This is a genomic window from Methylobacterium sp. WL119, assembly GCF_008039875.1.
In the GTDB taxonomy this organism is placed as follows: Bacteria; Pseudomonadota; Alphaproteobacteria; order Rhizobiales; family Beijerinckiaceae; genus Methylobacterium.
Genome location: NZ_VRUU01000007.1, coordinates 69,573 through 94,178 on the forward strand (window position 1 = coordinate 69,573; position 24,606 = coordinate 94,178).

General features: G+C 69.5%; 23 protein-coding genes. 8 read left to right on the forward strand and 15 right to left on the reverse strand.

Annotation, left to right across the window (positions count from 1 at the left end; translation table 11 throughout):
• Window positions 1-19 precede the first annotated feature (19 nt).
• Entirely contained in the window at window positions 20-829 is an 810-nt protein-coding gene (locus tag FV227_RS05415) for a GntR family transcriptional regulator (protein WP_246686456.1), read from the forward strand.
• 125 nt (window positions 830-954) lie between these two features.
• Here the strand turns inward: FV227_RS05415 and FV227_RS30270 are convergent, their stop codons facing one another.
• The 5 genes from FV227_RS30270 to FV227_RS05440 all read right to left on the reverse strand — a co-directional run bounded on the left by FV227_RS30270 (window position 955) and on the right by FV227_RS05440 (window position 3,767).
• Window positions 955-1,617 carry a helix-turn-helix domain-containing protein gene (locus tag FV227_RS30270; protein WP_348642506.1) on the reverse strand — a complete coding sequence of 221 codons (663 nt, stop codon included), beginning with the start codon at window positions 1,615-1,617 and terminating at the stop codon, window positions 955-957.
• Window positions 1,515-2,150: an NAD(P)H-binding protein gene (locus FV227_RS05425; protein ID WP_147858499.1), complete on the reverse strand. Its 636-nt coding sequence runs from the start codon at window positions 2,148-2,150 to the stop codon at window positions 1,515-1,517. The genes FV227_RS30270 and FV227_RS05425 overlap by 103 nt, the downstream gene beginning before the upstream one ends.
• A 168-nt stretch (window positions 2,151-2,318) precedes the next feature.
• A complete protein-coding gene (locus FV227_RS05430) occupies window positions 2,319-2,714 on the reverse strand; it encodes a DUF4149 domain-containing protein (RefSeq protein WP_147858500.1) in 396 nt (131 codons plus the stop codon).
• Window positions 2,715-2,842: 128 nt separating this feature from the next.
• Complete coding sequence (locus FV227_RS05435) at window positions 2,843-3,121, reverse strand: hypothetical protein (RefSeq protein WP_147858501.1); 279 nt, start codon at window positions 3,119-3,121, stop codon at window positions 2,843-2,845.
• Between the two features lie 271 nt (window positions 3,122-3,392).
• Entirely contained in the window at window positions 3,393-3,767 is a 375-nt protein-coding gene (locus FV227_RS05440; protein WP_147858502.1) for a response regulator, read from the reverse strand.
• A 437-nt stretch (window positions 3,768-4,204) separates the two neighbouring features.
• Here FV227_RS05440 and FV227_RS05450 point away from each other — a divergent pair, with 437 nt between their 5' ends.
• Both FV227_RS05450 and FV227_RS05455 read left to right on the forward strand, forming a co-directional pair.
• Window positions 4,205-4,675, forward strand: coding sequence for a regulator (locus tag FV227_RS05450; protein ID WP_147858503.1), 471 nt, complete (start codon window positions 4,205-4,207; stop codon window positions 4,673-4,675).
• Between the two features lie 351 nt (window positions 4,676-5,026).
• On the forward strand, window positions 5,027-6,304 hold the full coding sequence (locus FV227_RS05455; protein ID WP_147725579.1) for a cation:proton antiporter: 1,278 nt from the start codon (window positions 5,027-5,029) through the stop codon (window positions 6,302-6,304).
• Window positions 6,305-6,436: 132 nt separating this feature from the next.
• Here FV227_RS05455 and FV227_RS29690 read toward each other — a convergent pair whose 3' ends face one another.
• On the reverse strand, window positions 6,437-6,817 hold the full coding sequence (locus FV227_RS29690) for a helix-hairpin-helix domain-containing protein (protein ID WP_246686457.1): 381 nt from the start codon (window positions 6,815-6,817) through the stop codon (window positions 6,437-6,439).
• A gap of 406 nt (window positions 6,818-7,223) precedes the next feature.
• On the opposite strand from FV227_RS29690, the gene FV227_RS05465 reads away from it, so the two are divergent.
• The 4 genes from FV227_RS05465 to FV227_RS05480 all read left to right on the forward strand — a co-directional run bounded on the left by FV227_RS05465 (window position 7,224) and on the right by FV227_RS05480 (window position 11,512).
• Window positions 7,224-8,264, forward strand: coding sequence for a 2-keto-3-deoxygluconate permease (locus FV227_RS05465; protein ID WP_147858504.1), 1,041 nt, complete (start codon window positions 7,224-7,226; stop codon window positions 8,262-8,264).
• Between the two features lies 1 nt (window position 8,265).
• On the forward strand, window positions 8,266-9,573 hold the full coding sequence (locus tag FV227_RS05470; RefSeq protein WP_147858505.1) for a four-carbon acid sugar kinase family protein: 1,308 nt from the start codon (window positions 8,266-8,268) through the stop codon (window positions 9,571-9,573).
• A complete protein-coding gene (gene pdxA, locus FV227_RS05475; RefSeq protein WP_147858506.1) occupies window positions 9,570-10,577 on the forward strand; it encodes a 4-hydroxythreonine-4-phosphate dehydrogenase PdxA in 1,008 nt (335 codons plus the stop codon). The genes FV227_RS05470 and pdxA overlap by 4 nt, the downstream gene beginning before the upstream one ends.
• Before the next feature lie 155 nt (window positions 10,578-10,732).
• On the forward strand, window positions 10,733-11,512 hold the full coding sequence (locus FV227_RS05480) for a DeoR/GlpR family DNA-binding transcription regulator (protein ID WP_147726471.1): 780 nt from the start codon (window positions 10,733-10,735) through the stop codon (window positions 11,510-11,512).
• Between the two features lie 19 nt (window positions 11,513-11,531).
• Here FV227_RS05480 and FV227_RS05485 read toward each other — a convergent pair whose 3' ends face one another.
• From FV227_RS05485 to FV227_RS05515, 7 genes are all read right to left on the reverse strand, one after another.
• Window positions 11,532-13,034 (reverse strand): TIGR00366 family protein, encoded by a 1,503-nt coding sequence (locus FV227_RS05485; protein WP_244033301.1) that lies wholly within the window; start codon window positions 13,032-13,034, stop codon window positions 11,532-11,534.
• A 198-nt stretch (window positions 13,035-13,232) separates the two neighbouring features.
• The gene (locus FV227_RS05490; protein WP_147858507.1) at window positions 13,233-14,279 is read right to left on the reverse strand and encodes an alpha/beta hydrolase; all 1,047 of its coding nucleotides are present in this window, start codon (window positions 14,277-14,279) and stop codon (window positions 13,233-13,235) included.
• A gap of 26 nt (window positions 14,280-14,305) precedes the next feature.
• Window positions 14,306-15,421 (reverse strand): sn-glycerol-3-phosphate ABC transporter ATP-binding protein UgpC, encoded by a 1,116-nt coding sequence (gene ugpC, locus FV227_RS05495; protein ID WP_147858508.1) that lies wholly within the window; start codon window positions 15,419-15,421, stop codon window positions 14,306-14,308.
• A complete protein-coding gene (ugpE, locus tag FV227_RS05500) occupies window positions 15,421-16,242 on the reverse strand; it encodes a sn-glycerol-3-phosphate ABC transporter permease UgpE (RefSeq protein WP_243932763.1) in 822 nt (273 codons plus the stop codon). Before ugpE ends, ugpC begins: the two co-directional genes overlap by 1 nt.
• Before the next feature lie 11 nt (window positions 16,243-16,253).
• Window positions 16,254-17,135 carry an ABC transporter permease subunit gene (locus FV227_RS05505; protein ID WP_147726478.1) on the reverse strand — a complete coding sequence of 294 codons (882 nt, stop codon included), beginning with the start codon at window positions 17,133-17,135 and terminating at the stop codon, window positions 16,254-16,256.
• Between the two features lie 30 nt (window positions 17,136-17,165).
• Window positions 17,166-18,509, reverse strand: coding sequence for a sn-glycerol-3-phosphate ABC transporter substrate-binding protein UgpB (gene ugpB, locus FV227_RS05510; RefSeq protein WP_147858509.1), 1,344 nt, complete (start codon window positions 18,507-18,509; stop codon window positions 17,166-17,168).
• Between the two features lie 364 nt (window positions 18,510-18,873).
• Window positions 18,874-20,310 (reverse strand): carotenoid oxygenase family protein, encoded by a 1,437-nt coding sequence (locus tag FV227_RS05515; RefSeq protein ID WP_147726482.1) that lies wholly within the window; start codon window positions 20,308-20,310, stop codon window positions 18,874-18,876.
• Window positions 20,311-20,473: 163 nt separating this feature from the next.
• Here FV227_RS05515 and FV227_RS05520 point away from each other — a divergent pair, with 163 nt between their 5' ends.
• The gene (locus FV227_RS05520) at window positions 20,474-21,700 is read left to right on the forward strand and encodes a lytic murein transglycosylase (protein ID WP_187274689.1); all 1,227 of its coding nucleotides are present in this window, start codon (window positions 20,474-20,476) and stop codon (window positions 21,698-21,700) included.
• Between the two features lie 89 nt (window positions 21,701-21,789).
• On the opposite strand, the gene FV227_RS30275 is transcribed toward FV227_RS05520, so the two are convergent.
• Both FV227_RS30275 and FV227_RS05530 read right to left on the reverse strand, forming a co-directional pair.
• Complete coding sequence (locus FV227_RS30275) at window positions 21,790-22,725, reverse strand: BLUF domain-containing protein (protein WP_147858511.1); 936 nt, start codon at window positions 22,723-22,725, stop codon at window positions 21,790-21,792.
• Window positions 22,726-22,751: 26 nt separating this feature from the next.
• Window positions 22,752-24,476, reverse strand: a complete 1,725-nt coding sequence (locus tag FV227_RS05530) for an EAL domain-containing protein (protein ID WP_147725646.1) — start codon at window positions 24,474-24,476, stop codon at window positions 22,752-22,754.
• Window positions 24,477-24,606 lie beyond the last annotated feature (130 nt).

A 24,606-nucleotide genomic window follows, 5' to 3' on the forward strand; every position in this document is an offset into this window, starting at 1 on the left:
TACCGGAGGTCGATCGGACGTGCGCCCCAAAAATCGGACGATGCAGGGGGAGGTCGACCGGGACATCGCGAGCGGCGAGCGTCCCTCGGTGCTGTCTCTGTTGCGCCTGCGCGGCGACACCGCGATGCCGCTCTACCGGCAGATCGAGGGCCAGCTGCGCGAGCTGATCCTCTCGGGCTCGCTGCCGCCGGGCGTCATCCTGCCGGCCGAGCGCCAGCTCGCCGACAGCCTCGGGGTCAGCCGCGTCACGGTCCAGCGCGCCTATGCCGAGCTCAGCGACGACGAGTTTCTCGTGCCGCGCGGGCGCTCCGGCTTCCTCGTGCGCCGTCCCCCCGAGCCCGTGCGCCCGGGCATGGACCGGCTCAAGGGCTTCACGGAGGAGATGCGGGAGCTGGGGAAGATCCCGTCCTCGCGCATTCTGGAGCGGACGGTCACAGAGGACCGCTCGATCGCCTCGATCTTCGGCCTCCCCTCGACGGCCCCGTTCCTGCGCCTGACGCGCGTCCGGTCGGGCGACGGCGTGCCGATGTCGCGCGAGGTCGCCTGGTACAACATCCGCGTGGTGCCCGCCCTCGAGACCGGCGACCTTTCCGGCTCGGTCTACGCGTTCCTGGGCGAGCATCCGGGCGGCCGCCTCGTGCGCTGCGAGCAGACGGTGGAGGCGACCATGCCGACGGCGGACGAATGCGAGATCTTCGCCTTCGAACGGCCCCTCCCGTGCCTGCTGATCAAGCGCCACAGCTACAACCAGGACTCGGTCATGATCGAGTACGTCGAGGGCTTGTTCCGGGGCGATGCCTATCGCTACCGGCTGAATCTGAGCGCGTAGCGATTGAGATCCGACGTCTGATCCCTCCTCGCGAAACCCGCTTCGGATGGATGAACCCATCTGCTTGGGCTGGATGGATAGGAGCTTCGATGCTTACGGCTTTGGCTCGAAGGTCCGTGCCTGCTTTACCGGTCAGCGCGCAGTGACTCGCCGGCTCCGGCCGGCCCCGAAGCTACTCCGCCGGTGGTTCTGCCCAGTCGGCGGACCTGGGACGGAGTCAGGGCGAAGCGCTTGCGGAAGGTCCGATTGACATAGGACAGCTCTCCGAAAGCGACATCGAAGGTGATCGCACTCACTGGGCGGGTATCCTCGGCATCGATGAGGCGCTGCATGGCGCGGTAGAGGCGTCGGTCGAGGACGAAGCCCGGCAAGGTCTGGCCCTCCGCCTGGAACATCGGCTGGACTTGGCGGCTGGAGACGCGCTGGGCCTGTGTGCCACGGTCGCCAGGCTGAGGTCCGGATTGCCAAGGCCTTGCCGCCGCGTTGGAAGGGCGCCAGCGAGGCGCGGATGGCCTCGGCGGGCGCGAGGTCCGAGACCGGCAGGATGACGTAGACGGAGGCGAACATGATGGGTCGACCTGGGCCTCGGGCGGGAGCCGCGCGGCTCCGAGAGTAACGCACACCGCGTCACGGCATCCGATACGGGTCACGGATTTTTCGGATGCTCGGGTCCGGCCGTGGTCGATCAGCCGATCAGGACGACGGCCTTTCGCACGTAGGTCGGCTGGTCGACCTGTCCGACGATGAAGTGGGCGACGTCGGCCCGCGCGATCAGGCCGTTCCGCCACTTTGAGGGCTCGGTGAGAACCTTGTAGCGGCCGGTCGCCGATCCGGGCGTGAGAACCCCTGGCCGAACGAACGTCCAGTCGAGGCCGCTCTTGCGGATGCGCATCTCCTGCGCATCCTTGTCGTCGTAGGCGCGACCGAAGACGAGGCGGAACGGGACGCGCTGAAGCAGGCCGATGGAGTCTCTGCTATCGCCAGTGCCGAAGCCGGTGACGGCCAGGAGGCGCTTGACACCGGCTTTCTCCATGGCCGGTACCAGCATGTTGGTCGCGTCCGAGAACAGCGTCACCGGGCCGAGCAGATCCTTGACCGGCACCCCGAGCGCCTGGACGACGACGTCCACGCCGTCAAGGGCGGCGGCGACATCTCCAGCCTTCAGCGCGTCACCCGTGAAACGCTCCAGACCCGCACCGGACAGGGTCATGGTCGTGGCCGAACGCGCGAAAGCCCGGACGCGATGTCCGGCCGCGAGCGACGCTTTCACGGTCTCCAGGCCGATACCTTTGCTGGCGCCGATGACGAGGGCGTGGGCCATGGTCGTTTCCCGGTTGGTTGAATGCGCGACGAGACCCAATCAACCGCGGACGCGCCATGCGGTCGCTTGACCAGCCTCTCTACGGTTCGGTGATCGAGCTGTCCTGAAAGCCCGAGATCTCGTTGGCATGCCCCCGGGCATTGCAGGTGTGCCCCTGATTGGACGCGGCTAGGCGGAAAGTCTCAGGATTACTGCGGAGGACCCAACGATGTGAGCCAGGGTCACCAGGACCGATCCGGTATGAAGGATGCCGAAGCGAGCGCGATTACACATGTCGGTCGCGCCATTGATGGCCGGCATGAGTATCTGGCGCGCGAGGAGCGCCGTGACGGCGATCAGTCCCAGTATGAGTGCCGATGCCCTATCGGTGGTGGCTGTCAGCGCCGCGCCACCGAGGGCGCACACCATGACGAAGATGTAGAAATGCGGGAAGGCGCGGCGCAGCAGTGGGCCTGCCGCGTAGGCGGGCAGCGCGCTGAACAGAAACGAAGCGAAACCGAACGAGTACAGGACCATCCCGCCGAAGAGGAGGGCCGTCACGAGAATAGCCGCTTGCGAGAGCATCGGTTCCAAACCTCAATGGCTTTCAGATCGCCCTCGTGGGCGGCATCTGTTTCTCTCGTCTGATAGCCGTCCCCTTCGTCTTGAAACGCCTCTCCGCTTCACGCGCGAGGTCAGGGGATGGTCGGCACTCAGATCGAGTCTTCCGATGCCTGCTTGGCACAGGCCCTGAACACATCGCCGATCGCCAAGTCGGCATGCGCATTCATGCTCGCGGCGTCATTGAGGCAGGACAGCACATCCTTGCGCGGAACACCTTTTGCACTGGATTTCTCCAGCTGCTGCAGCAGACGATCACGGTCCGCGCCCGTTGCGGCACTCCAGTCCCGCAGGGTGTCCTGCGGTTGCAAGGCCAAGGCTGGCGTCGCGATCGGTCCCAGCATCAATATCACGAAAGCGCGAACCGGCATCTTGGATTTCCCCCATTAAAGTGGTCCTGGAACAGTCGCCGGCTACTTGTTCGCATCGCCTCAAGGCGCTTGGTGAACGAGCACAAGAACGGTGGTCCGCTTCGGCAACCGTAGTTTTTATGCTTGCACCGACTGGTAGAAAGGCGCGACTTCCCGTGGACTTCCCCAGTCGGCGGGCCCTGTCCCAGGTCGCGCCGCCCTTGCCTGCATCACGCCTCCCCATGGCCTTGTCGACGAGGGGCTTGGCACCAACCTTGACGTCGAGGGCGCCCTACTTGGCGTCCGCGACGGCCTCCACGACATCCCGCGTGCTGTAGGGCTTGGACACGAAGTGGCCGTGATCGGGGACCTCCTCATCCGCCAAGCGGTGTCGCCCGGAGGTCAGGACCAATCGGATATCCGGCCACGAGGCGTAGACGCGCTCCGCCAGCGTCTTGCCGCACATCGAGCCGGGCATGTCGATGTCGGTGAACAGCACCCCGACATCCGAGCGCCGTTCGAGGATGTCCCAAGCCTCATCGGCGTTGCCGGCCTCGATCACCGTCAGGCCTGCGTCCTCAAGCATCTCGGCGGCGCATAGGCGAACGCGATCGTCGTCCTCGACCACGAGGATCACCGAGGCATCCAAGGGGCGCTTCGCGGACATGGGCGATCAACGAGCCATCCGCACGTTTGTTGCAGCCGAGGCATCCCTGGGCTGAAGCGTCGCGCATGCCGGTCTCGACCTGAAGAGATCGGGGAAAGCGCGACCGGAGCCGGGACGACCTTGGCGGGCTATGTCCCGGGACCTCGCCTGGCGCCTCGGCCCGGACGACCAGGTCACGGACGGCGACAAGCGCCAGACGGAAATCCGCAACTTCATCGAGGCCATGGCAGTCCCGAGGCGGAGCGAGAGACGCTGACCGGAGGCCCATGTCACGGGCGGACATGATCGCCCGGTGACGTCGGACGCATGACGGATCGGCCAAAAAGCCGCGTATCGATTCATCGCGGAGGACGTTGCGTCTACGTCGAACCATCCGAAGCAGCTGAAAACAGCGCGTCCGCCGAGTGCGGCGGGATGGGGGAACGGAAGGAAACAAAATGTCCGAACATACGTTCGACGAAACCAACATCACCTGGCGGACCCTGGACTGGCTGCCGCACATCGCCTTCTTCGTCTACAAGGTCGACGAGGAGAACCGCATCGTCGACGTCGTGTTCAAGTTCGCCGCCAACCAGCGGGTGATGCTACACCGGCACAAGAGCCCCTACGTGACGCTGGTGATGCAAGGTGAGTTGAGGTTCTACCGCGAGGACGGAACCCTGAAGGAGACCCGTCCGACGGGCAGCTACGTCTCGGGCGTCGCGAACGCCGACCCCCACATGGAGGGTGGCGGCGACGAGGATGCGATCGTCTTCTTCAGCAACCGCAGTATCGAGGATGCGCTCTACGAGTTTCTCGACGATGCGGGCAATCCCGTTCAGGTCCTCGGCATCGCGGACTTCAAGGCGCAGCTCCAAGAGCAGATCGCGACCGGCACCTTCGCGAAGGTCGCCGCTCGAGCAGCATGACCCCACCGAGCGCCGGGAAAGCGAGCTGCATTCCCGGCGAGGCAGCGTTCCAAACCGCGAAAAACCGTTGGCCCAACCGCAACTGCGCGGGGCTGGAGCGTCGTAGCGAGGGCGTGGTTCCGCCACCGCACGGTTGCGACGTTCGGCCTTCTGCCCTGCCGTCAGCTTGTCCTTGTCGGCGCCGCTCGCCTGCAGATGGGCTTGGAGTCCCGCTCTGCCGCGAACTCGAACCGCTCCTCGCGGACGACGGTCGGAAGTCGACGATAGTCTTGTGGTGGCCCCGCAGGTCGCCAGGGTCGCAGAGGAGCCGGTATCGGGAACGTGACCGCACTTGGGACGGTTCGCCCTGAGATGGAAACCTATGTCCTCGTCGTCGCCGGGTTCGGTGTCCTGGTGCTTCTGACGGCATGGCTGCCGATGGTGCTCCGGGTCCTGCCCCTGTCCTTGCCGATCTGCTGCGTCGGCATCGGTGCCGCCCTGTCGCTCGTCCCTGCCATCGGCGAGCTCACCCCGCATCCCGGCACGCACCCCACGCTCGTCGAGCACGCGACCGAGGCGGTGGTCGTCATCTCGCTGATGGGAGCTGGTCTGAAGATCGACCGTTTCATCGGCTGGAAGCGCTGGTCGATGACTTGGCGTCTGCTCGGCATCGGCATGCCGCTCACCATCCTGGCCCTGACCCTCCTTGGGTCGGCCCTGCTCGGGTTGGGCGCCGCGGGAGCCCTGCTTCTCGCCTCGGCGCTGGCACCCACCGACCCGGTGCTCGCTTCCGACGTCCAAGTCGGAGAGCCTGCCGAGGACAACGAGGACGAGCCCCGCTTCGCCCTGACCTCCGAGGCCGGCCTCAACGACGGGCTCGCCTTCCCCTTCGTGAACCTCGCCATCGCCCTTGCGGGGACGAGTGGCTTTGCCGGCGTACCCTGGTCACACTGGTTCGCGGTCGACGTCCTCTGGAAGATCCTCGTCGGCGCCGTCCTCGGCGCGCTGATCGGGCGGGCCTTGGGATGGTTGACCTTCCATCTGCCCAACGTCTCGAAGCTGTCCCGGACCGGCGACGGTTTCGTCGCCCTCGGGGTGACCTGCATCGCCTATGGCTGCGTCCAGGCCGTCGACGGTTACGGCTTCGTGGGCGTCTTCGCGGCGGCCCTGGCCCTGCGCGCCTCCAGCCACGGGCATGACTATCACCGCAAGATGCACAGCTATGCCGAGGAGCTCGAGCGCCTGCTGATGATGGTGCTTCTCGTGGGCTTCGGAGCTATGCTGGCCGCCGGAGGGCTGCTCCAGGCCCTCACATGGACAGCCGCCGCCTTCGCCTTGATCGCGATACTGGTCGTTCGACCCCTCGCGTGCTGGCTCGGTCTTCTCGGTAGCGGTCGATCCCGCGAGGATCGTGCGGTGGTCAGCTTCTTCGGCATCCGCGGCCTCGGGACGGTCTACTACCTGTCCTTCGCCATGGGCCACGCGACGTTCGCACAGGCGGACCTTCTCTGGGCCACGGCCAGCCTGACCGTGCTGATCTCCATCCTCATGCATGGGGTTTCGGTCACGCCGGTCCTGCGAGCGCTGGATCGGCGGATGGGACGGGATACGGAAAGCGCGCAGCTCGACCTGACCCTGTCCCACCCCTGAGACGCGGGTGCCAGCGAGGGTTCCGGACGCCAGAGCATTTTGCGTGATCCCTGGATCACGCAAAATGCTCTATCTTGTTGTGGAATCGCATTTTCTTCCCGCGAGCCGCGCTCCACCTCGCTCGATAATGCTCTAGGTCTTGCCGACATCGACGTCGCGCTCGACGCCGCCCGTCTTGCCACTGAGACCTGGCACCTCGTCGAGCTGCCGCAGACTGGTGAAACGGCCACGCTCCTCGCGGTACCGCACGATCTCGAAGCCGTGGCCCCTCAACGCCGCTACGGTGTCGAGTTCCTCGGCGGTCGCGGTGTTCAGGTCGATCATCTCACGCCTTTCTGTGGAATGGGGAAAGCCGGAAGGGGAGCCATGGGTTTCAGGCTCGGGTGACGCACCGGTCCCGATCCCGAGGAATCGAGAGAGGCCGTTCGAATCGGCCGAAACCACCGGCAGGATCTGCATCACGTCCCCATGCTCCGCGAGCTGGCTGCGCGCGCCGGGACGGGAGATGTCCATGGCCACATCGGCGTGCGTTCGTCCGCCGGGTCGGCACGACGCCGGGCGGATACCGGCGCCAGCAGGCGGGGACCTGACCGACGGCCTTGAAAGGCTTGTCCGGGCGACGGGCCGGAGAGGCCGCCCTCGGCCGAGCACCGCATCGCGGGTGGCCCTTGGACCAGTCACAACCGCCTCGCCCCACGCAACGTCTTCGCGCCGCGTGCGCGTCACCTGTCTAGGGTCGACACGGCGCCCCATGCGGCACCTGTCGTGCTGGTCGAACGATTAAGATCGCGCGGTTTGAACCACTTTGTAGACAAACTGCGCAAACAGTGCAGAATGAATGCGCTGCAGGACCTCGTTGTGGGCTTGATCGGCGCAAGAATGAAAAAATCTGCGCAAAATGCGCAGGGAGGATCCCGAGATGCAGATCCCGATCAAGCGGGCGATCGAAGCCGTGCCCGGCGGCATGATGGTGGTTCCGTTGCTCGCCGGGGCGCTCATCGCCACCTTCTTCCCCGGCACGCCGAAGCTTTTCGGCTCGTTCACGGGCGCCCTGTTCTCCGGGGCGCTGACGATCCTGGCCGTCTTCTACGTGTGCATGGGGGCGAGCATCGATTTCCGCGCGACGCCGTACATCGCCAGGAAGGGCGGCACCCTGCTGCTCGTGAAGGTCGGCATCGCCGTGCTTCTGGGCCTGGTCTTCGGACGCGTCCTGGGCGAGGCGCCGGTCGCCGCCGGCATGTTCGCGGGCCTGTCCACCCTGGCCGTGGTCGCCGCGATGAACGACACGAACGGCGGCCTCTACATGGCGCTGATGGGCCAGTACGGCCGCCCGCGCGACGTGGGCGCCTACACGGTCATGTCGCTGGAGAGCGGGCCGTTCCTCACCATGGTCACGCTCGGGGTCGCGGGACTCTCGGCCTTTCCCTGGCAGACGCTGGTCGGCGCCATCCTGCCGCTCCTCGTCGGCATGATCATCGGCAACCTCGACCGCGAGATGCGCGCCTTCCTCGGCCGCGCCATCCCGGTGATGATCCCGTTCTTCGCCTTCGCGCTCGGTGCGGGGCTTGACCTCACCAAGGTCTGGCAGGCGGGCCTCCTCGGCGTCGCCATGGGCGTCGCCGTGGTGGTCGTGACGGGCATCCCGCTCTTCTTCGCGGACCGGCTCACCGGCGGGACCGGGGTCGCGGGGATCGCCGCCGCCTCGACAGCCGGCAACGCCGCGGCGGTGCCCGCGATCGTGGCCTCGGCCAACCCGGCCTATGCCGACGCCGCAGGTCCGGCGACGATCCTGGTGGCCGCCTGCGTCGTCGTCACGGCCATCCTCGTCCCCGTGGCGACCGCCTGGGCCGCGCGGCGGTTCGGCGATCCCGTGAGGGCCGACGGCGAAATCGCGGAGGTCACGGGGAGCGCGCCTGCCGGCCGCACGGCCGAGCCGGACCGCGTCGTCGCCGGGCGCTGACATGGCCGAGCGCTGGCTCATCCTCGCCGACGACCTGACCGGCGCCGCCGATTGCGCCATCGCCTTCGGTCGTCGCGGCCGAGCGGCGGCGGTGACGTGGGGAACCGCGACGGGATGCGGGTCGGCGGATCTCCCGGTGCTGTCCTACGATGCCGACAGCCGGGGCCTCTCCGCCGCGGCTGCCGCGCAGCGGCACGCCCAATGCCTGAGGCGCCTCCACGATCCGGACCGGATCCTCTTCAAGAAGATCGACTCGACCCTGCGCGGCCAGCCCGCCGCAGAGACCGCCGCCGCGCTCCGTCACCTGAAGGGCCGCGCCGAGGCCGGCTTCGCCGGAACCGTGTTCGGGATCTGCGCCCCGGCCTTTCCGGCCACCGGGCGGACGACCGTCGGCGGGCACGTCCAGGTCGACGGGCGCCCCCTCGAGGAGGCCGAGGTCTGGGCACGGGACCACAGCTACGCCAACGCCGACCTAGCTTTCGTGCTGGGCACGGCCGGGATCCGGACGACGGCCGTGCCGCTGGTCACGGTGCGCGGCCCGGGCTTCGCGTCGGCGCTCGGGCAGGTCGCCGCCATGGGCGACGTCGTCGCCGTCTGCGATGCCGAGACCCAGGCGGATCTCGATCGCATCGCCGCCGCGGGCCTGCGCATCGCCGCCGAGGGCCTGCGCATCGCCGCCGCGGGCCCGTCGGGCGGGCTGGCGCCGTTCTTCGTCGGCAGCGCCGGCCTTGCCCACGCCCTCGCAGCGGTCGAGGCGAGGCCGGCGCTCGCGCCGTTGCGGATCGCGTCGCGCCGGGGCGGCAGCTTGATCGTGGTGGGATCGCTCGCGACGGCCTCCCGCGCGGCCACCCGCAAGCTCGCGGCGCTCGACGGCGTCGTCCACCTGCCCGTCTCGTCCGAGACCCTTCTCGGCGATCCGGGCGACTTGGCCGCTGCGGTCGCGCGCGTCGCGATCGCGATCGCCACCGGGCACGACGTCCTGGTCGAGATCGCGATGGCGGGCGTTCCCGACATGGCCCTCGGCCCCCGCCTCGTGCATGCCCTCGCCGACGCGCTCGCGCCGTTGGGCGCCGCGATCGGCGCGTTCGCGGCCACCGGGGGCGAGACCGCCTCCGCCCTCCTCTCGCGCTTCGGCGTCGACGGGATCCGCCTCGTCGACGAGATCGAGCCCGGCGTGTCCCTCGGCCTCACGCTCGGCCGCCTCGCCATCCCCGTCGCGACGAAGGCGGGCGCCTTCGGCGACGCCGACAGCCTCATCCGCATCCGCGAGCGCTTGCGTGCGGTCCGCATCGAAGGAAGCTTCTCATGACACGTCCGACCATCGCCATCACCATGGGTGACCCGGCCGGCATCGGCCCCGAGATCATCATGAAGGCGCTTGCCCATGCCGAGGTTCAGGCCCTGTGCCGTCCGCTGGTCGTCGGCGATGCCGGGCGCCTGCGGCAGGCGGGCGAGATCGTCGGATCGCGGGTACCGGTCGATGCCCTGGCCGATGTCGGCGAGGCCGACTTCGACACGGGGGCGGTGCAATGCATCGACCTCAAGGTCGTCCCCGCCGACCTGCCGTTCGGGCAGGTGTCGCCGGTCGGCGGCGAGGCGGCCTACCGCTTCATCGCCAAGGCCGTCGAGCTGGTGCAGGCGGGCGAGGCCGGCGGGATCTGCACCGCGCCCCTGTCCAAGGAGGCGCTTCATGCCGCCGGCCACAAGTTCCCCGGTCATACCGAGATGCTGGCCCACCTGACCGGCACGCCGGAGGTCTCGATGATGCTGGTCTCGCCCAAACTCCGGGTGATCCACGTCACGACCCATATCGGCCTCGTCGACGCGATCGCGAAGATCGAGCCCGGCTTGGTCGAGCGCGTGATCGCGCGGGGGCACGCGGTGCTGGTGAAGGCCGGCATCGCGAACCCGAAGATCGGCGTCTGCGCGATCAACCCGCACGCGGGCGAGAACGGGCTGTTCGGCCACGGCGAGGAGGCGGAGAAGATCACGCCGGCGGTCGAGGCCTGTCGGGCCCGGGGGTGGGACGTGCGCGGCCCGCTGCCGGCCGACACGCTGTTCTTCCTCGCCGGACGCGGCGACTACGACATGGTCGTCGCGATGTACCACGATCAGGGTCACGGCCCGATCAAGGTGCTCGGTCTCGAGGCCGGCGTGAACATCACCGTGGGCCTTCCCGTGATCCGCACCTCGGTCGACCACGGGACCGCCTTCGACATCGCTGGCAAGGGCGTCGCCGACGAGCGCAGCCTGATGGAGGCCCTGCGACAGGCGGTCGAGCTCGCGCCGAAGGCGGCACCGGCTTCCGCATAGCCAGCCGGCCCGACCTTCGGCATGATGCGCCCTCCCCTCGATCGGAGCGGAGGGCGGATCGGGCGAGCCCGTGCCGCGCCCGGATCCGCCGTCCCGAAGGGATCGTCCGGGTCGGATCGGGCGCACCGGATCATCTCGGTAGGGTCGTCGTCCTCATGTCGATGCGGAGCAAGGCGCGTCAGGCGCTGCTGCTGGAGGCGCTGAAGCTCGGCGAGATCGACGTCGACGACGTCGCCGCCCGCCTGGACGTCTCCGCCTCCACGGTCCGGCGCGATCTCCAGGTCCTCTCCGCCACCCGGGCCGTCCGCCGGACCTACGGCGGCGCGATCCTCGCCGGCCACCCTGTCGAGACGACCTTGGCCGAGCGGATGGCCGTGAACGGGCCCGAGAAGCTCGCCATCGCCCGCAAGGCGATCACGCTGGTCGAGGACGGCGACACGCTGATCCTCGATGCCGGCTCCACGGTCGCCGCATTCGGGCAGCTCCTCGCCAAGCGCCGCCTGCGCATCGTCACCAACAACCTCGCCCTGCTCCCCGCCCTCGCCGAGGCGCCGGGGATCGAGCTCGTGGTCCTGGGAGGCGCCTTGCGGGCCACCAGCATGAGCACGGTCGGCCCCCTCGCCGTCGAGGCGCTTCGCCTCATGACCGCGGATCACGTCGTCCTCAGCGCCGACGGGGTGGTGGCGGGGCGCGGCCTCTGCGAGGCGAGCCTCGATCAGGTGGCGCTCAAATCCCTGATGATGCGCCAGGCGAACGGGGTGATCGTGCTCGCCGACGCGAGCAAGCTCGGCCGGGCCGAGCAGAACGCCTGGGCGGCTCTGCCGCAACGCTGGACGCTGGTCACGAATTCGGACGCGCCGAAGGATCAGATGCGGCGTCTCGCGGATGCCGGCGCCGCCGTCCTCGTCGGCCAAGGCGCATCGCGCAAGATCTGACCCTCCCGCCGCCTCGCCCTCACGGCATGACGGGCGGATGGTAGGTCAACGTGAAGGCCAGGGCCCAGAGCAGGAACAGCACCAGCGGCAGGTGCACGATGAGCTGGAGGAAGCTGAAGCCGACGATGTCCCGGGCCTTCAGGCCGATGATGCCGACCAGCGGCAGCATCCAGAACGGGTTGATCAGGTTCGGCAGCGCCTCGGCGGCGTTGTAGATCATCACCGCCCAGCCGAGGTGGACCTTCAGCTCGTTGGCCGCCTGGAGCACGTAAGGCGCCTCGAGCAGCCACTTACCGCCGCCCGAGGGCACGAAGAAGCCGAGGATCGCCGAGTAGACGCCCATCGTCAGCGGGAAGGTGCCGGCGGTGTTGAGGTTGACGAAGGCATGGGTGATCGCATCGGACGCCGAGGCGCCGGCCGCGTTCTTCGGCACGGTCAGCATCCCGCTGATCGCCGCGTAGAGCGGATACTGGATCAGGATGCCCGCGATCGCCGGCACCGACTTCGAGACGGCCACGAGGAAGCGCTTCGGCCGCCAGTGCAGCAGCAGGCCCAGGGTGAGGAACAGCAGGTTGTATGTGTTGAGGTTCGAGATCGCGACGATCCACGACTGACGGGCGAATTCCTGCACGATCCAGCCGCCGGCGATCACCACGAGGAGAATCGTTAGGAGCGGCGAATGCTCCAGCCACTCCCCGGGCTGGCGCGGCGGCGGGATGTCGGTCGACTCGCGGCTCACGTCGACGCCCAGGGTCTCGGCGGTGACGGCCGTCGCCCCGCGCGGCGCCGAGGCGTAGGCGATCGCCACCGAGACGACGAACAGGATCGCCGCGATCAGCATCGACTGCCACAGGAAGATGGTCTCGCTGAACGGGATCACGCCGGAGATCGCGAGCAGGCTCTTGGTCAGGCTCGCAGGGTTGGCCTGGAGCTGCGCCGCCGAGGAGCTGAGACCGAGCGCCCAGGTCGCGCCGAGCCCGAGATAGGCCGCCGCGCCCGCGGCCCGGTAATCCATCCGGAGGTCCGTCCGCCGGGCGAGCGCTCGGACCAGCAGGCCGCCGAAGATCAGGCTGAGGCCCCAGCTGAGGAACGACGAGAGCATCGTCGCGCCCGCCACGAAGCCGACCGCCCCGCGCCCGGTCCGGGGCACCTGCGCCATGCGCTCGATCAGCGCCCGCACCGGCGGCGAGACCGCCACGACGTAGCCGCCGATGGTGACGAAGGCCATCTGCATGGTGAAGGGGATCAGGCTCCAGAACCCGTCCCCGAAGCTCTTGGCGACGGACGCCGCCGGCGCGCCGTTGGCCAGGACGCCGAGGGCGACGACGACGACCGCGATGGCGACGAAGATGAAGGCGTCCGGAAACCAGCGCTCCGCCCAGGCGGTGAATCGGATGCCGAGGCGCTCGAGCGTCCCGGCCGCCGGGGCGGTTCCGGGATCCGTTGCCGGCACGGGCTTGGAGGGCACAGGCTTGGAGGGGCGGGGCTTGGACGGGGCCGGATCAACGGGCGCGATCGCCATGGATGTCCTCTGGGCTTCGGCTCTTCGCGGCAGGAGCCGCATGGATGACACGCCCTCGCTCGACCTCGAAGGCGTGCCCCGATCAAGATCGTGACAGGCGGCCGCGATCGTGGAGGCGGCCGGTTCGTTTGCGGCCCGCCGCATCCCCGCAGGCCACGTCGCCCGCGGCCTGTCGCGGGCGACGTGGCGGCCCCTGGTTCAGCGCGCCAGATGCCGGTCGAGGAAGGACGCGATCTCTTCGAACGCCTCCTTCACCTCCGGCACGCGATCGTCCCGGTAGAACTGCGCGTGCGACTGCCCCTCGAAGACCTGGAGCGCGGCCTCGACCCCGGCCTGCCGAAGCTTGCGGTGCATCCGGACGGTGTTCGAGAGGAGGAGGTCGCGCGTGCCCGTCGTCAGGATCGTCGGCGGGAATCCGCGCACGTCTCCATTGATCGGCGAAAGCAGGGGATCGGTGAGATCGTGCCCCGCGGCGTAGAATTTCGTGGCCGCGTCGCAGAATCCCGCCGGCGAGACCAGCACGTTGTCCACCCTCGCGTTGGTCTGGAACGAGTCGCCGCGTTGCGTCGCGTCCGACATCGGCGTGCCGGGTACGATGGCCCCGGGCAGCGGCAGGCCTTCCGCCTTGGCCCGCAGCATCATCGCGAGGGTCAACGCGCCGCCGGCCGAGCTTCCGAAGACCGCGATCCGGTCGGGGGCGGTGGTCCGAAGCACGGCCTTGTAGACCGTCATGCCGTCGTCGAGCGCCGCCGGAAAGAACGCCTCCGGCGGCATCCGGTAGTCGACCGCGATCACTTTCATCCGGCCGAAGCCGGCCAGCAGCATGGCCTCCGGCAGGGCGGCCTCGCGGGGGTTGAGGACGTAGCAGCCGCCGTGGACGTGGATCGCGATCCGCTCCCGGTTCGCGGCGGGGATGTCGGTCGGGGTGATCGTGTACGCCCGCACGCCGTCGATCGTCGTCGGCGCCACGGTCACCCGCAGGCGCTCGGACATCGGCCCGATCTGCGGGGCGGCAAGCGTCGCGAAGCCGTCCGAGAGCTGCTTCCAGCCGTCCGGCGTCGTCGGCGGCTTGTCCCAGTTCGTCCGCAGCGGCTGGGCGATGATCGCCCGCAGGGCCGGGCTCACGGTGCCCGGTACAGGAATCGTCTTGGCCGGCACCTCGCGCGGTGGGAGCGGCGCCGCCTGCGCCCACGCCGCGGACGGGCCCGCGAGGCAGGCGAGGAGGATGGCGGTCACGAAGCGCATGTGGTGCGTCCTCCGATGGAACACAGTCAGGCCCCCGCATCCGCACGCGAGCCGGCTTCCCTCACGCGCGAGGATGCGAGGGCCGGCTCGATCCGCAAGCCGGTCGCCTCGTCGAAGACGTGGATGTGGGCTGCGGGAAACGACACCCGGATGGCGTCGCCCACGGGCGCGCCGTTGGCGATCTTGAGCGTGAGCGACGCCCCGCCCGGGCGTCCGGCATGCACCAGCATCTCGGACCCGAGCAGCTCCACGACCTCGACCGGCCAGGTCATGCCCAATGCGTCGAGCACGACATGCTCCGGCCGGATGCCCAGCACCACCCGGTGGCCGTCGGGCCGGTCGAACCGCCAGGCCCCGAGCGCGACGTCCGCGTCCGCCACGCGTACCGACGTCCCGTCGCGACCGAGGGTGCCGGGAAGCAGGTTCATCGCTGGCGAGCCGATGAAGCCCGCGACGTAGGTGTCGGCCGGGCGCTCGAACACCTCCGTCGGCGTCGCCAGCTGCGCCGGCACGCCCTGGTGCATCACGAGCAGCCGGTCCCCGAGCGTCATCGCCTCGACCTGATCATGCGTGACGTAGAGGCTCGTCACCTTCAGCCGGCGCTGGAGGCGGCGGATCTCGCCGCGCATCTGCACCCTGAGCTTCGCGTCGAGGTTCGACAGCGGCTCGTCGAACAGGAACAGCTTCGGGGCGCGGACGATGGCGCGCCCCATGGCGACCCGCTGGCGCTGGCCGCCGGACAGCTGGCGCGGCTTGCGCTCGAGCAGCGCCTCCAGGCCCAGGAGGGCCGAGGCGGCATCGACCTTAGCCCGGATCTCGGAGCGGGGAAGGCCGCGGATCTTCAGCGCGTAGGCCATGTTCTCGAACACGCTCATGTGCGGGTACAGGGCGTAGTTCTGGAACACCATGGCGATGTCGCGCGCCGACGGGTCGAGGCCGGTGACGTCGCGCCCGTCAATCAGGACGCGCCCGGCGGACGGCGTCTCGAGCCCCGCCACGATGCGCAGGAGGGTGGATTTCCCGCAGCCCGACGCGCCGACGATGACCAGCATCTCGCCGTCCGCCAGGGCGAGGTCGACGCCCTTCAGGATCTCGTTGTTGCCGAAGCGCTTGCGCAGGCCGTCGAGTTTCAGGCCCGCCATCACTTGTCGCCCTCCGTCAGGCCCTTCACGAACCAGCGCTGCATGAGGAGCACCACCGCGACCGGCGGGACCAGCGCCAGCACCGCCGTCGCCATGACCTTGTTCCATTCGGTGGCGGTGTCGACGCCGACCATCTTGACGATGCTGATGACCACCGTGTCGAGCTTCGGATCGGTCGCGACCAGGAGCGGCCACAGGTACTGGTTCCACCCGTAGACGAACAGGATGACGAACAAGGCCGCGATGTTGGCGCCCGAGACCGGGATCAGGATGTCCCGCAGGAAGCGCAGGGGCCCGGCCCCGTCCATGCGCGCCGCCTCCACGAGCTCGTCCGGAACCGCGAGGAACGTCTGCCGGAACAGCAGCGTCGCCGTGGCGGAGGCGACGAGGGGGATCGTCAGCCCCGTGAAGCTGTTGATGAGGTCGAGGGAGGCCATGACCTGGAAGGTCGGGATCAGCCGCACCTCGACCGGCAGCATCAGCGTCAGAAAGATCAGCCAGAAGGCGGTCATGCGGAAGGGAAAGCGGAAGAAGGTGACCGCATAGGCCGAGGGCAGCGACAGGGCGATCTTTCCGAACGCGATCGCCAGCGCCATCGCGGCCGAGACGAGCAGCGAGCGCCAGACCGGCCCGGCCCCCGCCGAGCCGTTCACCAGCACGTCGCGGTAGACGCCGAGGCCGGAGAGGCGCGGGACGAGCGAGACCTCGCCACGGGCGATCGCGGCCGAATCCTGGGTCGAGCCCGCGACGGCGATCCAGATCGGCAGGGCGAAGAGCAGGATCGCCAGGATCAGCACGGCATGCGGGATCAGAGGGGGCATCCTCCGGCGCATCAGGCGGCGGCCTTTCGCCCGAGGAACCGGAACTGCAGGGCGCAGAGGACGATGACGCCGGCCATCAGCACCACGGATTGCGCGGAGGACGAGCCGACGTTCGCGTTGACGACGCCGTCGAGGTACACCTTGAGGACGAGCGTCTGGGTCGACTGGCCCGGCCCTCCGCCGTTCACCGCGTAGACGGTCGCGAAGGTGTCGAAGGCCGCGTAGACGAGGTCGACCACGAGCAGGAAGTAGACCGTCGGCATCAGCAGCGGCAGGACGATGGTGCGGAACCGGCGGACGCCGCGGGCGCCGTCGATGCGGGCCGCCTCGATGATCGTCTTCGGGATGGCCTGGAGGCCCGCCAGGAAGAAGATGAAGTTGTAGCTGACCTGCTTCCACGCGGCGGCCAGGATTACGAGCCCCATGGCCTGCGTGCCGTCGAGCTTGTAGTCCCAGGCGATCCCGATCCGGTTCAGCCACGCCCCGACGAGACCGATCTGCGGGTGGAACATCAGCACCCACAGCACGGCCGCCATGGCCGGCGCCACCGCGTAGGGCCAGATCAGCATCGTGCGGTAGAAGGCGCGCCCCCGAATCTCGGTATCGGCCAGGACCGCGAGCCCGAGCGCCACGCCCATCGCGATCCCGGTCACGCAGGCGCAGAACACCAGCGTCCGCCCGATCGCGGCGAGGTAGAGCGGATCGCCGAACAGGTCGACGAAGTTGTCGAGACCGACGAATTCCGTGCTGGTGCCGAAGGCGTCCTCGCGCTCCAGGCTCGATTTGATCGCCTGGATGGCCGGCCACAGGAAGAAGACGCCGGTCAGCACCAGTTGCGGCAGGATCAGCAGCGCCGGGAGCACCCGGCCCGGGAACAGCGTCCGTCGTTCCATCTCACGCGTGCCTTCCGCCGGTCCGCCGCGTCAGCCGCGCGCGGATTTCTGGAAGTCGCGCAGGACGCGGTTCCCGCGCGCGGCGGCGGCGTCCATCGCCGATTGCGCCGTCTGCTGGCCCTGGAGCGCCTTCTCGATCTCCTCGTAAAGGATCGCGCGGATCTCCGGCAGGCGGCCGAGGCGCAGGCCGCGCGAGTTCGGGGTCAGCTCCCCGCGGGAGAGCTGCCGCGCCGGCACGTCGGTGCCGGGATTTTTGTCGAAGTAGCCCGCCTGCTTCGTGGCCGCGTAGCCCGCGAGCGTCACCGGAACGTAGCCGGTGTTCTGGGCGTAGAGGGCAACCTGCTCGGGCTTCGCGATGAAAGCGTAGAAGGCCGCGACGCCCTTGTATTCGGCCTCGCTGCGCTTCGGCGCCGTCATCGCCCACAGGCTGGCGCCGCCGATGATGGAGTTGTTCGGGCGCGGATTCAGCGCCGGCTCGGTCGGCAGGAAGGCCTCGGCGTAACGGAACTTGGCGTTCTTGACGATGTCGGCACGGCCCGAGGACGAGCCGAAGCCGATCGCGGCCTGCCCGGAATAGAAGACCGCATCGGGCGCGCCGTCGCGGCCAGCGTACTTGAAGGCGCCGTCCTTCGACAGGTCCAGGAAGCGCTGGAGCTGGTCGACGAACGGCTTGGTGTTGATGAGCAGTTCCGCGCCGAGGCCGTCGTAGCCGTCGTTCTCGGTGGCGTAGGCGAGGTTCTGGATCGCGGCGTATTCCTCGAACTGGATCCAGGTCATCCAGGCGGAGGTGCTGGCGATGGGCGTGGCCGCCTTGGAGGCGAGGGTGCGGGCCGCCTTGGCGAAGTCGTCGTAGGTGGCCGGCGGCGCGTCCGGGTCGAGCCCCGCCTTCTCGAAGGCGTCGCGGTTGTACCACATGACCGCCGTCGAGGAGTTGAAGGGCATCGAGGCGAGCTTGCCGTCGGCCAAGCTGTAGTATCCCCGCACGCCTGGGATGTAGGCCTTGGGATCGAGTGCGAGCCCGGTCTCCTCCGCCAGCTTCCAGGCCGGCTTGATGGCGGCGCCAGCCTGCAGCATCGTGCCCGTGCCGACCTCGAAGATCTGGACGACGTGCGGCGCCTTGCCGGCGCGGTAGGCCGCGATCGCCGCCGTCAGCGTCTCGGGATAGGTGCCCTTGAACACCGCCTCGAGGGTGACATCGGACTGGCTCGCGTTGAAGTCGCGCGTCAGCCGCTCGACCTCCTCGCCGTTCGCGCCCGACATCGCATGCCAGAGCACGATGCGCGTCCTGTCGCCGGCGGAGACGGAGGCCGACGGGCGAAGCGCAGCCCACGCGGCAAGACCGCCGACGCCGGCCAACAGGACGCGACGATCCATCCGAAACCCTCCCCGTCGGCGGAACCGCCCTGCCCGTTGTCCTCGGGCTTGAGATGCGATCCCGCGGCACCCGCACCGGACGGCGCGACGCTCATGCCTTCATCATGCACGGACCGACCAGCGGAATAAAGCGCCACGCCGTGCGGTCCCGCGATTTGGCTTCAGGCGTCGGAGGAGCCATCTCCGCTTCGCGCGCCTCGTGGTCGTTTTGCCGGCTTCGCCGCCCCGCCGGAGGCGCCGTCGGCTCGCCTTGCATCGCAGCACTCGCTTACGGCGTTCGATGGCTTTCGCCGCTGTATGCGGCTGGAGCGCGATCACGCCCTCGGGCATCGACGCGGTGATCGGGGTCAACCTCAGCGACCGTTCACGCCGGATCGCGCGCGGGAAACCAGTTGCCGTGGAAGCCCGGCGGGATCCGGTGCCCGAGGTGGATCGTGGCGACGGGCGGCGCCTCGAACGCGCGCGCATCGAGGACGACGAAGTCGGTCGTGTCGCGCGCCGTGTCGACGACGAGCCCGATCAGCCATCCCTCGTCCTCGCCGGCCTCCGGCCGCGCCGGCACGAAGACGAACTCCCCCGGGACGCGGCCGGTACCGAATTCGTGCACGCGCCGCGCCCCGCGCGCCAGATCGTGCTTGTAGATCTGCGTCGCGCCTTCGAGCTGCGTGTTGCCGTCGGCGGGGACCGAGACCGCGTAGACGTAGCGGTGGGGTCGCCCGAAGCGGCGCTCGTCGATCCGCGGAAACTCCTGCGCCGCCGGATCAACCACCCGCCGGTCGACCCGCCCCGTCGCGGGGTCGACGGTCCAGCGCTCCAGCCGGCCCGGCCTGTCGAGGCCGCCGCCTGCCGAGGCGAACACGCTCTCGTAGGCGACGACGTCGAGGACCACCCGCCCGTCCGCGTCGTCGTAGGCGTTGGCGACGTGGAACACGAAGCATGGATCGAGGGCGCACCATGTGATGTCGGCGGCCGTCCCGTGCCGGGGGAGCAGGCCGAGGCGCGCGCGGTGGGCAGGGTTCCAGCGGAACGGGAAGCGGTGGCCGGCCAGCACCGCCCGCATCGAGAAGGTAAGGGGCAGGTCCAGCACCACCGCGAAGCGCGCCGTGATCGCGCAATCGTGGATGCAGGGGCCGTGCTCGACCGGGATCGAGACGTCGCGCACGACGCGGCCGGCGGGCGAGACGACGACGTGGCGCACGCTGTCCCAGATCCGGCCGTCGTAGGCGATGGCATGCGTCTCGCCGGTCTCGGGGTCGCGGTGCGGATGCCCGGTGAAGGAGCCGGCCAGCGTCCCCTCGAACGGATCGTAAAGCTGCGTCTCCAGATCCTCGGACAGCGCGACCGGATAGCTGCCGGCCTCGACCAGGGCGAAGGCGCGGCCGCCGATCTCGACGACGTTGGTGTTGACGGTGTCGTCGCCCCGGCGCGGTCCGGGGGCGGCGGGCCGGCCGAACGCCGCCGAGGCCGCCCGCGAGCCGATCCAGCGGTTGCGGTACCACAGGGCCTTGCCGCCCGCGACGCGCAGGCCGTGCACCATGCCGTCGCCCAGGAACCAATCGTGGCCGCGCGTCGTCGGGCGGGCCGGGTTGGCGCCCATCTTGAGGTATCGCCCGTCGAGCCCCGATGGGATCGTCCCGGTCACGGGCAGGTCCCGCAGCGTCAGCTCCGCGCGCATCGGCGCGTGGACGCCGACCACGAAGGGGTGCGCCGTCCCCGGCAGGCGCAGCCGGTTGCCGGCCGCCACCAGCGCGACGAGACCCTCGGCGGCGGCGCGGACGGTCGACGTGAGACGGTTCGGCATCGGTCGAGGGGTTCCAAGAGCGGTGCGAGGACGAGAGCCGTGATGAACCGTGACGGATGCGCTGGGTCGCGACCGCACGCACGCCTTGAGCGGGATCGAGAACCGACATAGGGCCGAGAGGCTTCCTCCGGCAATGCGATCGCCGCCCCGACGCGGAGAACCGATGATGCGCCTCGCCCGCCTGCTCCGCGCCGCAGCCCTCCCGATAGCCCTGGCGACGGCCGGCCTGGCATCCTCGGAACCATCGTCGGAACCATCGCCCTGGGCCGACTGCCTGGGCAGGATCGCCGCCGACGCCCAGGCCCGCGGGGTGCCGCCGGCCTGGGCGGACGGGCAGCTCGTCGGCTTGACGCCCAACCCGGACGTGCAGGCGGCGACCCGCGGCCAAGCCGAGTTCGTCAAGCCGATCTGGGCCTACCTCGACGCCACGATCACCGAGGCGACCATCGCCGAAGGGCAGCGCAAGCTCGAGGAATGGGCCGCGGTCCTCGAGGCGATCGAGCGGCGCACCGGCGTCGACCGCTTCACCCTCGTGGCCTTCTGGGGCGTCGAGTCGGGCTACGGCAAAGTCCTCGACGACGCCGCGATCGTCCGTCCGGTGGTGCAATCGCTCGCGACGCTGGCCTGCGGCGATCCAAGCCGACCGAGCTACTGGCGCGACGAGCTCGTCGAGGCGCTTCGGATCCTCGCGCAAGGGGATGTGCCGCCCGCGCGCCTGACCGGCTCCTGGGCCGGCGCCATGGGGCATACCCAGTTCATGCCGAGCGTCTACCGCGCCCACGCCGTGGATTTCGACGGCGACGGCCGGCGCGACCTCTGGTCGGTGCCCGACGCGCTCGCTTCGACGGCGAACTACCTCGTCGCCATGGGCTGGCGCGGCAACGAGCCCTGGGGCACAGAAGCCGTGCTGGGAGAAAGCTTCGACTACGCGCTGGCGGACGAGGACACCCCGCGCAGCTTCGACGCTTGGCGCGCGCTCGGCGCGACGCCCGTCCCCGATCGCAAAGCGGACGGCGTCGCGCAGGCCACCCTCGTCGCCCCCGCGGGCGCGGGCGGCCCGGCCTTCCTGCTGCGGCCGAACTTCTCGGTGATCCTGCGCTACAACACGTCGCTGTCCTACGCGCTCACCGTCGCGCACCTGTCGGACCGCCTTCGCGGGCAGGCCGCTTTCGCCCGCGACTGGCCCCGTGGCGACCGCGCCCTGACCGAAGCCGAGCGCCGCGATCTTCAGACCCGCCTGGACGCGCACGGCCACACGGCCGGCGCCGTGGACGGCCGGATCGGTCCGAAGACGCGGGCCGCGATCCGCGCCTACCAGGCCTCGACCGGCCTCCGTCCGGACGGCTATGCCGACGTCACCCTGCTGGACCGGCTGCGGACGTCGCCCTGACGTCCGGCGCCGGCGGGCGTGGACGACGGTCCGTGTTCGCGCCGGCCCGCGATCGGATCACCGGGGCATCCCCCTCGCTGGAGCAGGCTCTAGGCGCGCAGGCGACGGGCCGCGCCCGGCGCCACGGCGGATGTCGGCTCCCTGGACCCGGCGCTCGCATGATCGGGCGACGTCCGGACGTCGCCCGCCTCCTGGACCATCGCCGCGGCAAGAAGGCGTGCGCGCTCGGCCCAGCGGTCCCGGTCCGCCCGCAGGGCCTCCATCTGGTCCTGGTGCAAGGCCAGCGCGACCTCAAGCGCGTCGATCTCCGTCCGAAGCTCGCTCGTCCGTTGCCGCTCGCGCGCCAGGGCGGTCTTGAGCACGGACAAGGCAGCGTCCGCCGCGCCGGCCGCCGAGCCCGTCGCGTCGCCTCCCGGGCGGGCGGGCAGGCCGACGACCGCGATCGGGCCGGCCAGGACCGCGTCGGGCGCCGGCGGGATCCGGGGGGCCGCATCCGCTCGCCGAAGCTGCGCGATCTCCGTTCGCAGCTGCTCGACATCGAGGCCCGTTGCGGGCAGATCCTCGGACGGCGAAGCGATCGGCGCGGGGGCCGGCACCCGCTCCTCCTCCAGCACGAGCCCGTGCAGCATCGCGAACACGGCGTCGCCGTCCAGGCGCGAGAGGTCGAAGCCGCTCTCGGCAGCCAGCTGGCTGAATTGCGCCTGTCCCCCGGCGGACTGGCCGACGAAGGCCATCGACCAGTTCGCGAAGCCGCGCTTCTCGGTCGGCCCGCATTGAAGGACCGTCACGTCGCCGTGCCGATCGTCGCACTGGATCCGCTCGAACGTCTCCTCGACCTCGCGGCGCGGTCCCTCCAGAACCTGGGCGAACGCCCCCGCATTGAACATCAGCGCGCCGGTCACGTCCGACTCGGCGTTGTTCCGTTGCGACGCCGCGAGGATCTGCGTGATCGATGCCGTCATCTCGGCCTCCGATCCCTTCAGCAGGTTCTTGCTCGCGTAGACCAGGCGATAGAGTTCGCTCATCAGAGACTATCCGGGACTGGGGTGGATCACGCGTGCGGCGGGTAGCTCGCGAGGAAGGTCATGAGGTCGTCGGCCGGTATCGGCCTGCTGATGAGATAGCCCTGCACGTCGGTGCAGCCCTCTTCGCGGATGCGCTGCATCTGCTCCGGCGTCTCGACGCCTTCGGCGACCGTCGTCATGCCCAGGCTCTTGCCGAGGCCCGCGATGGCCCTGATGATCGCGTCGCCGTCCGGCTTGCTCGACAGGTCCTTCACGAAGGAGCGGTCGATCTTGATCTTGTCGAAGGGGAACGAGCGCAGGTAGCTCAAGGAGGAGTAGCCCGTGCCGAAATCGTCCATCGACACGCGGACGCCGAGCTCGCGCAGCCGATGCAGCGTCCGCAGCGTCTTCTCGTTCTCCTGAAGCAGCACGCCCTCGGTGATCTCGACCTCCAGGCGCCGGGCGGGCAAGCCCGAGCCGGCAAGCGCCGACATGATCGTCTCGACCAGGCGGTCGCTCTTGAACTGGGCCGGGGACACGTTCACGGCCACCGCCATGTGCGCCGGCCAGTGCATCGCGTCGCGGCAGGCCTGCCGGATGACCCAGTCGCCGATCGGCACGATCAGGCCGATCTCCTCGGCCAGCGGGATGAAGTCCAGTGGTGAGACCGCCCCGCGCTCGGGATGCTTCCAGCGGATCAGGGCCTCGCAGCCGATCAGCCGATCGCCGTCGAGCTGCATCTGCGGCTGGTAGTGCAGCTGGAACTCGCGGCGGGCGAGCGCCTGACGCATGTCGAGCTCCAGCCGGCGGCGCGCCTGCATGCGCGCGTCCATCTCGGGCTCGAAGAAGCGGTACGTGCCGCGTCCGTCGACCTTGGCCCGGTAGAGGGCCAGGTCGGCGTTCTTCAGGAGCGTCTCGGAGGCGTCCCCGTCGTTGGGCGCCAACGCGACGCCGACGCTGGCCCCGATCGTCAGGAGGTGCCCGTCGATCATGTAGGTTCGGCCGATCAGGTCGACGAGACGCCGAGCCAGGGCCTGCGTGTCGCTGGCCTCGCGGATGCCGGCCTGCACGATGATGAACTCGTCGCCGCCGATCCGGGCGACGGTGTCGGTGGGCCGCACGGCCGAGCGCAGTCGATCGGCGACCTTCTTCAGGAGCGCGTCGCCGATCGGGTGGCCGAGCGTGTCGTTGACGGGCTTGAAGCGATCGAGGTCGACGAGGAGAAGCGCGCACTTCTCGCCGTTGCGATGGAGGCGCACGAGGGCCTCGGAGAGTCGTTCCTGCAGGAGCAGCCGGTTCGGCAAGCCGGTGAGCGGATCCTGGCGTGCCGCCTCGTCGGCGCGCGCCTCGCTGGCCTTGCGCGCGCTGACGTCCTCGATCGTCGCGATCCAACCCTGTTCCTCTGCAGGATTCAGCTCGACCTGCAGCGTGAGCCCCTGATCCCTGACCTCGAACGAAACGGCCGTGCGACGATCGCGTCCCTGGCGCAAGGATCGGAAGACCTCGCGCCTCGGTTTCCCAGTCCCGGCGCACAGGGCGCGAAGCAACGGCCTGGCACCCAGTTTGCGCGAAGGCGGCAGGAAGTTGGTCAGCAGGCGCTCGGCCGGCGCATTCGAGACGATCACGCGCCCCGCATCGTCGATCATCAGCAGCCCGTGCCGGATCACGTCGAGATAGCGCGCCCAGGCGTGGGAGGGGGTGCCCGCGTTCGGCCGCAGGCTCCGCGGCGTCTCGCGCCGGGCAGCGCCAAGGTAGTGCCGTTCAGCGCTCATGGCACATCGGACCCGATCTCAGGCCGCCCAGCGAGCGTGCCGAATGGAAGCACTTATTTATAGAGGTAGAATTCTTAATTAGAGGCTACACTGGGCGTTGAATTCGCGCTCTCAAGTTGCAATCAGCCGC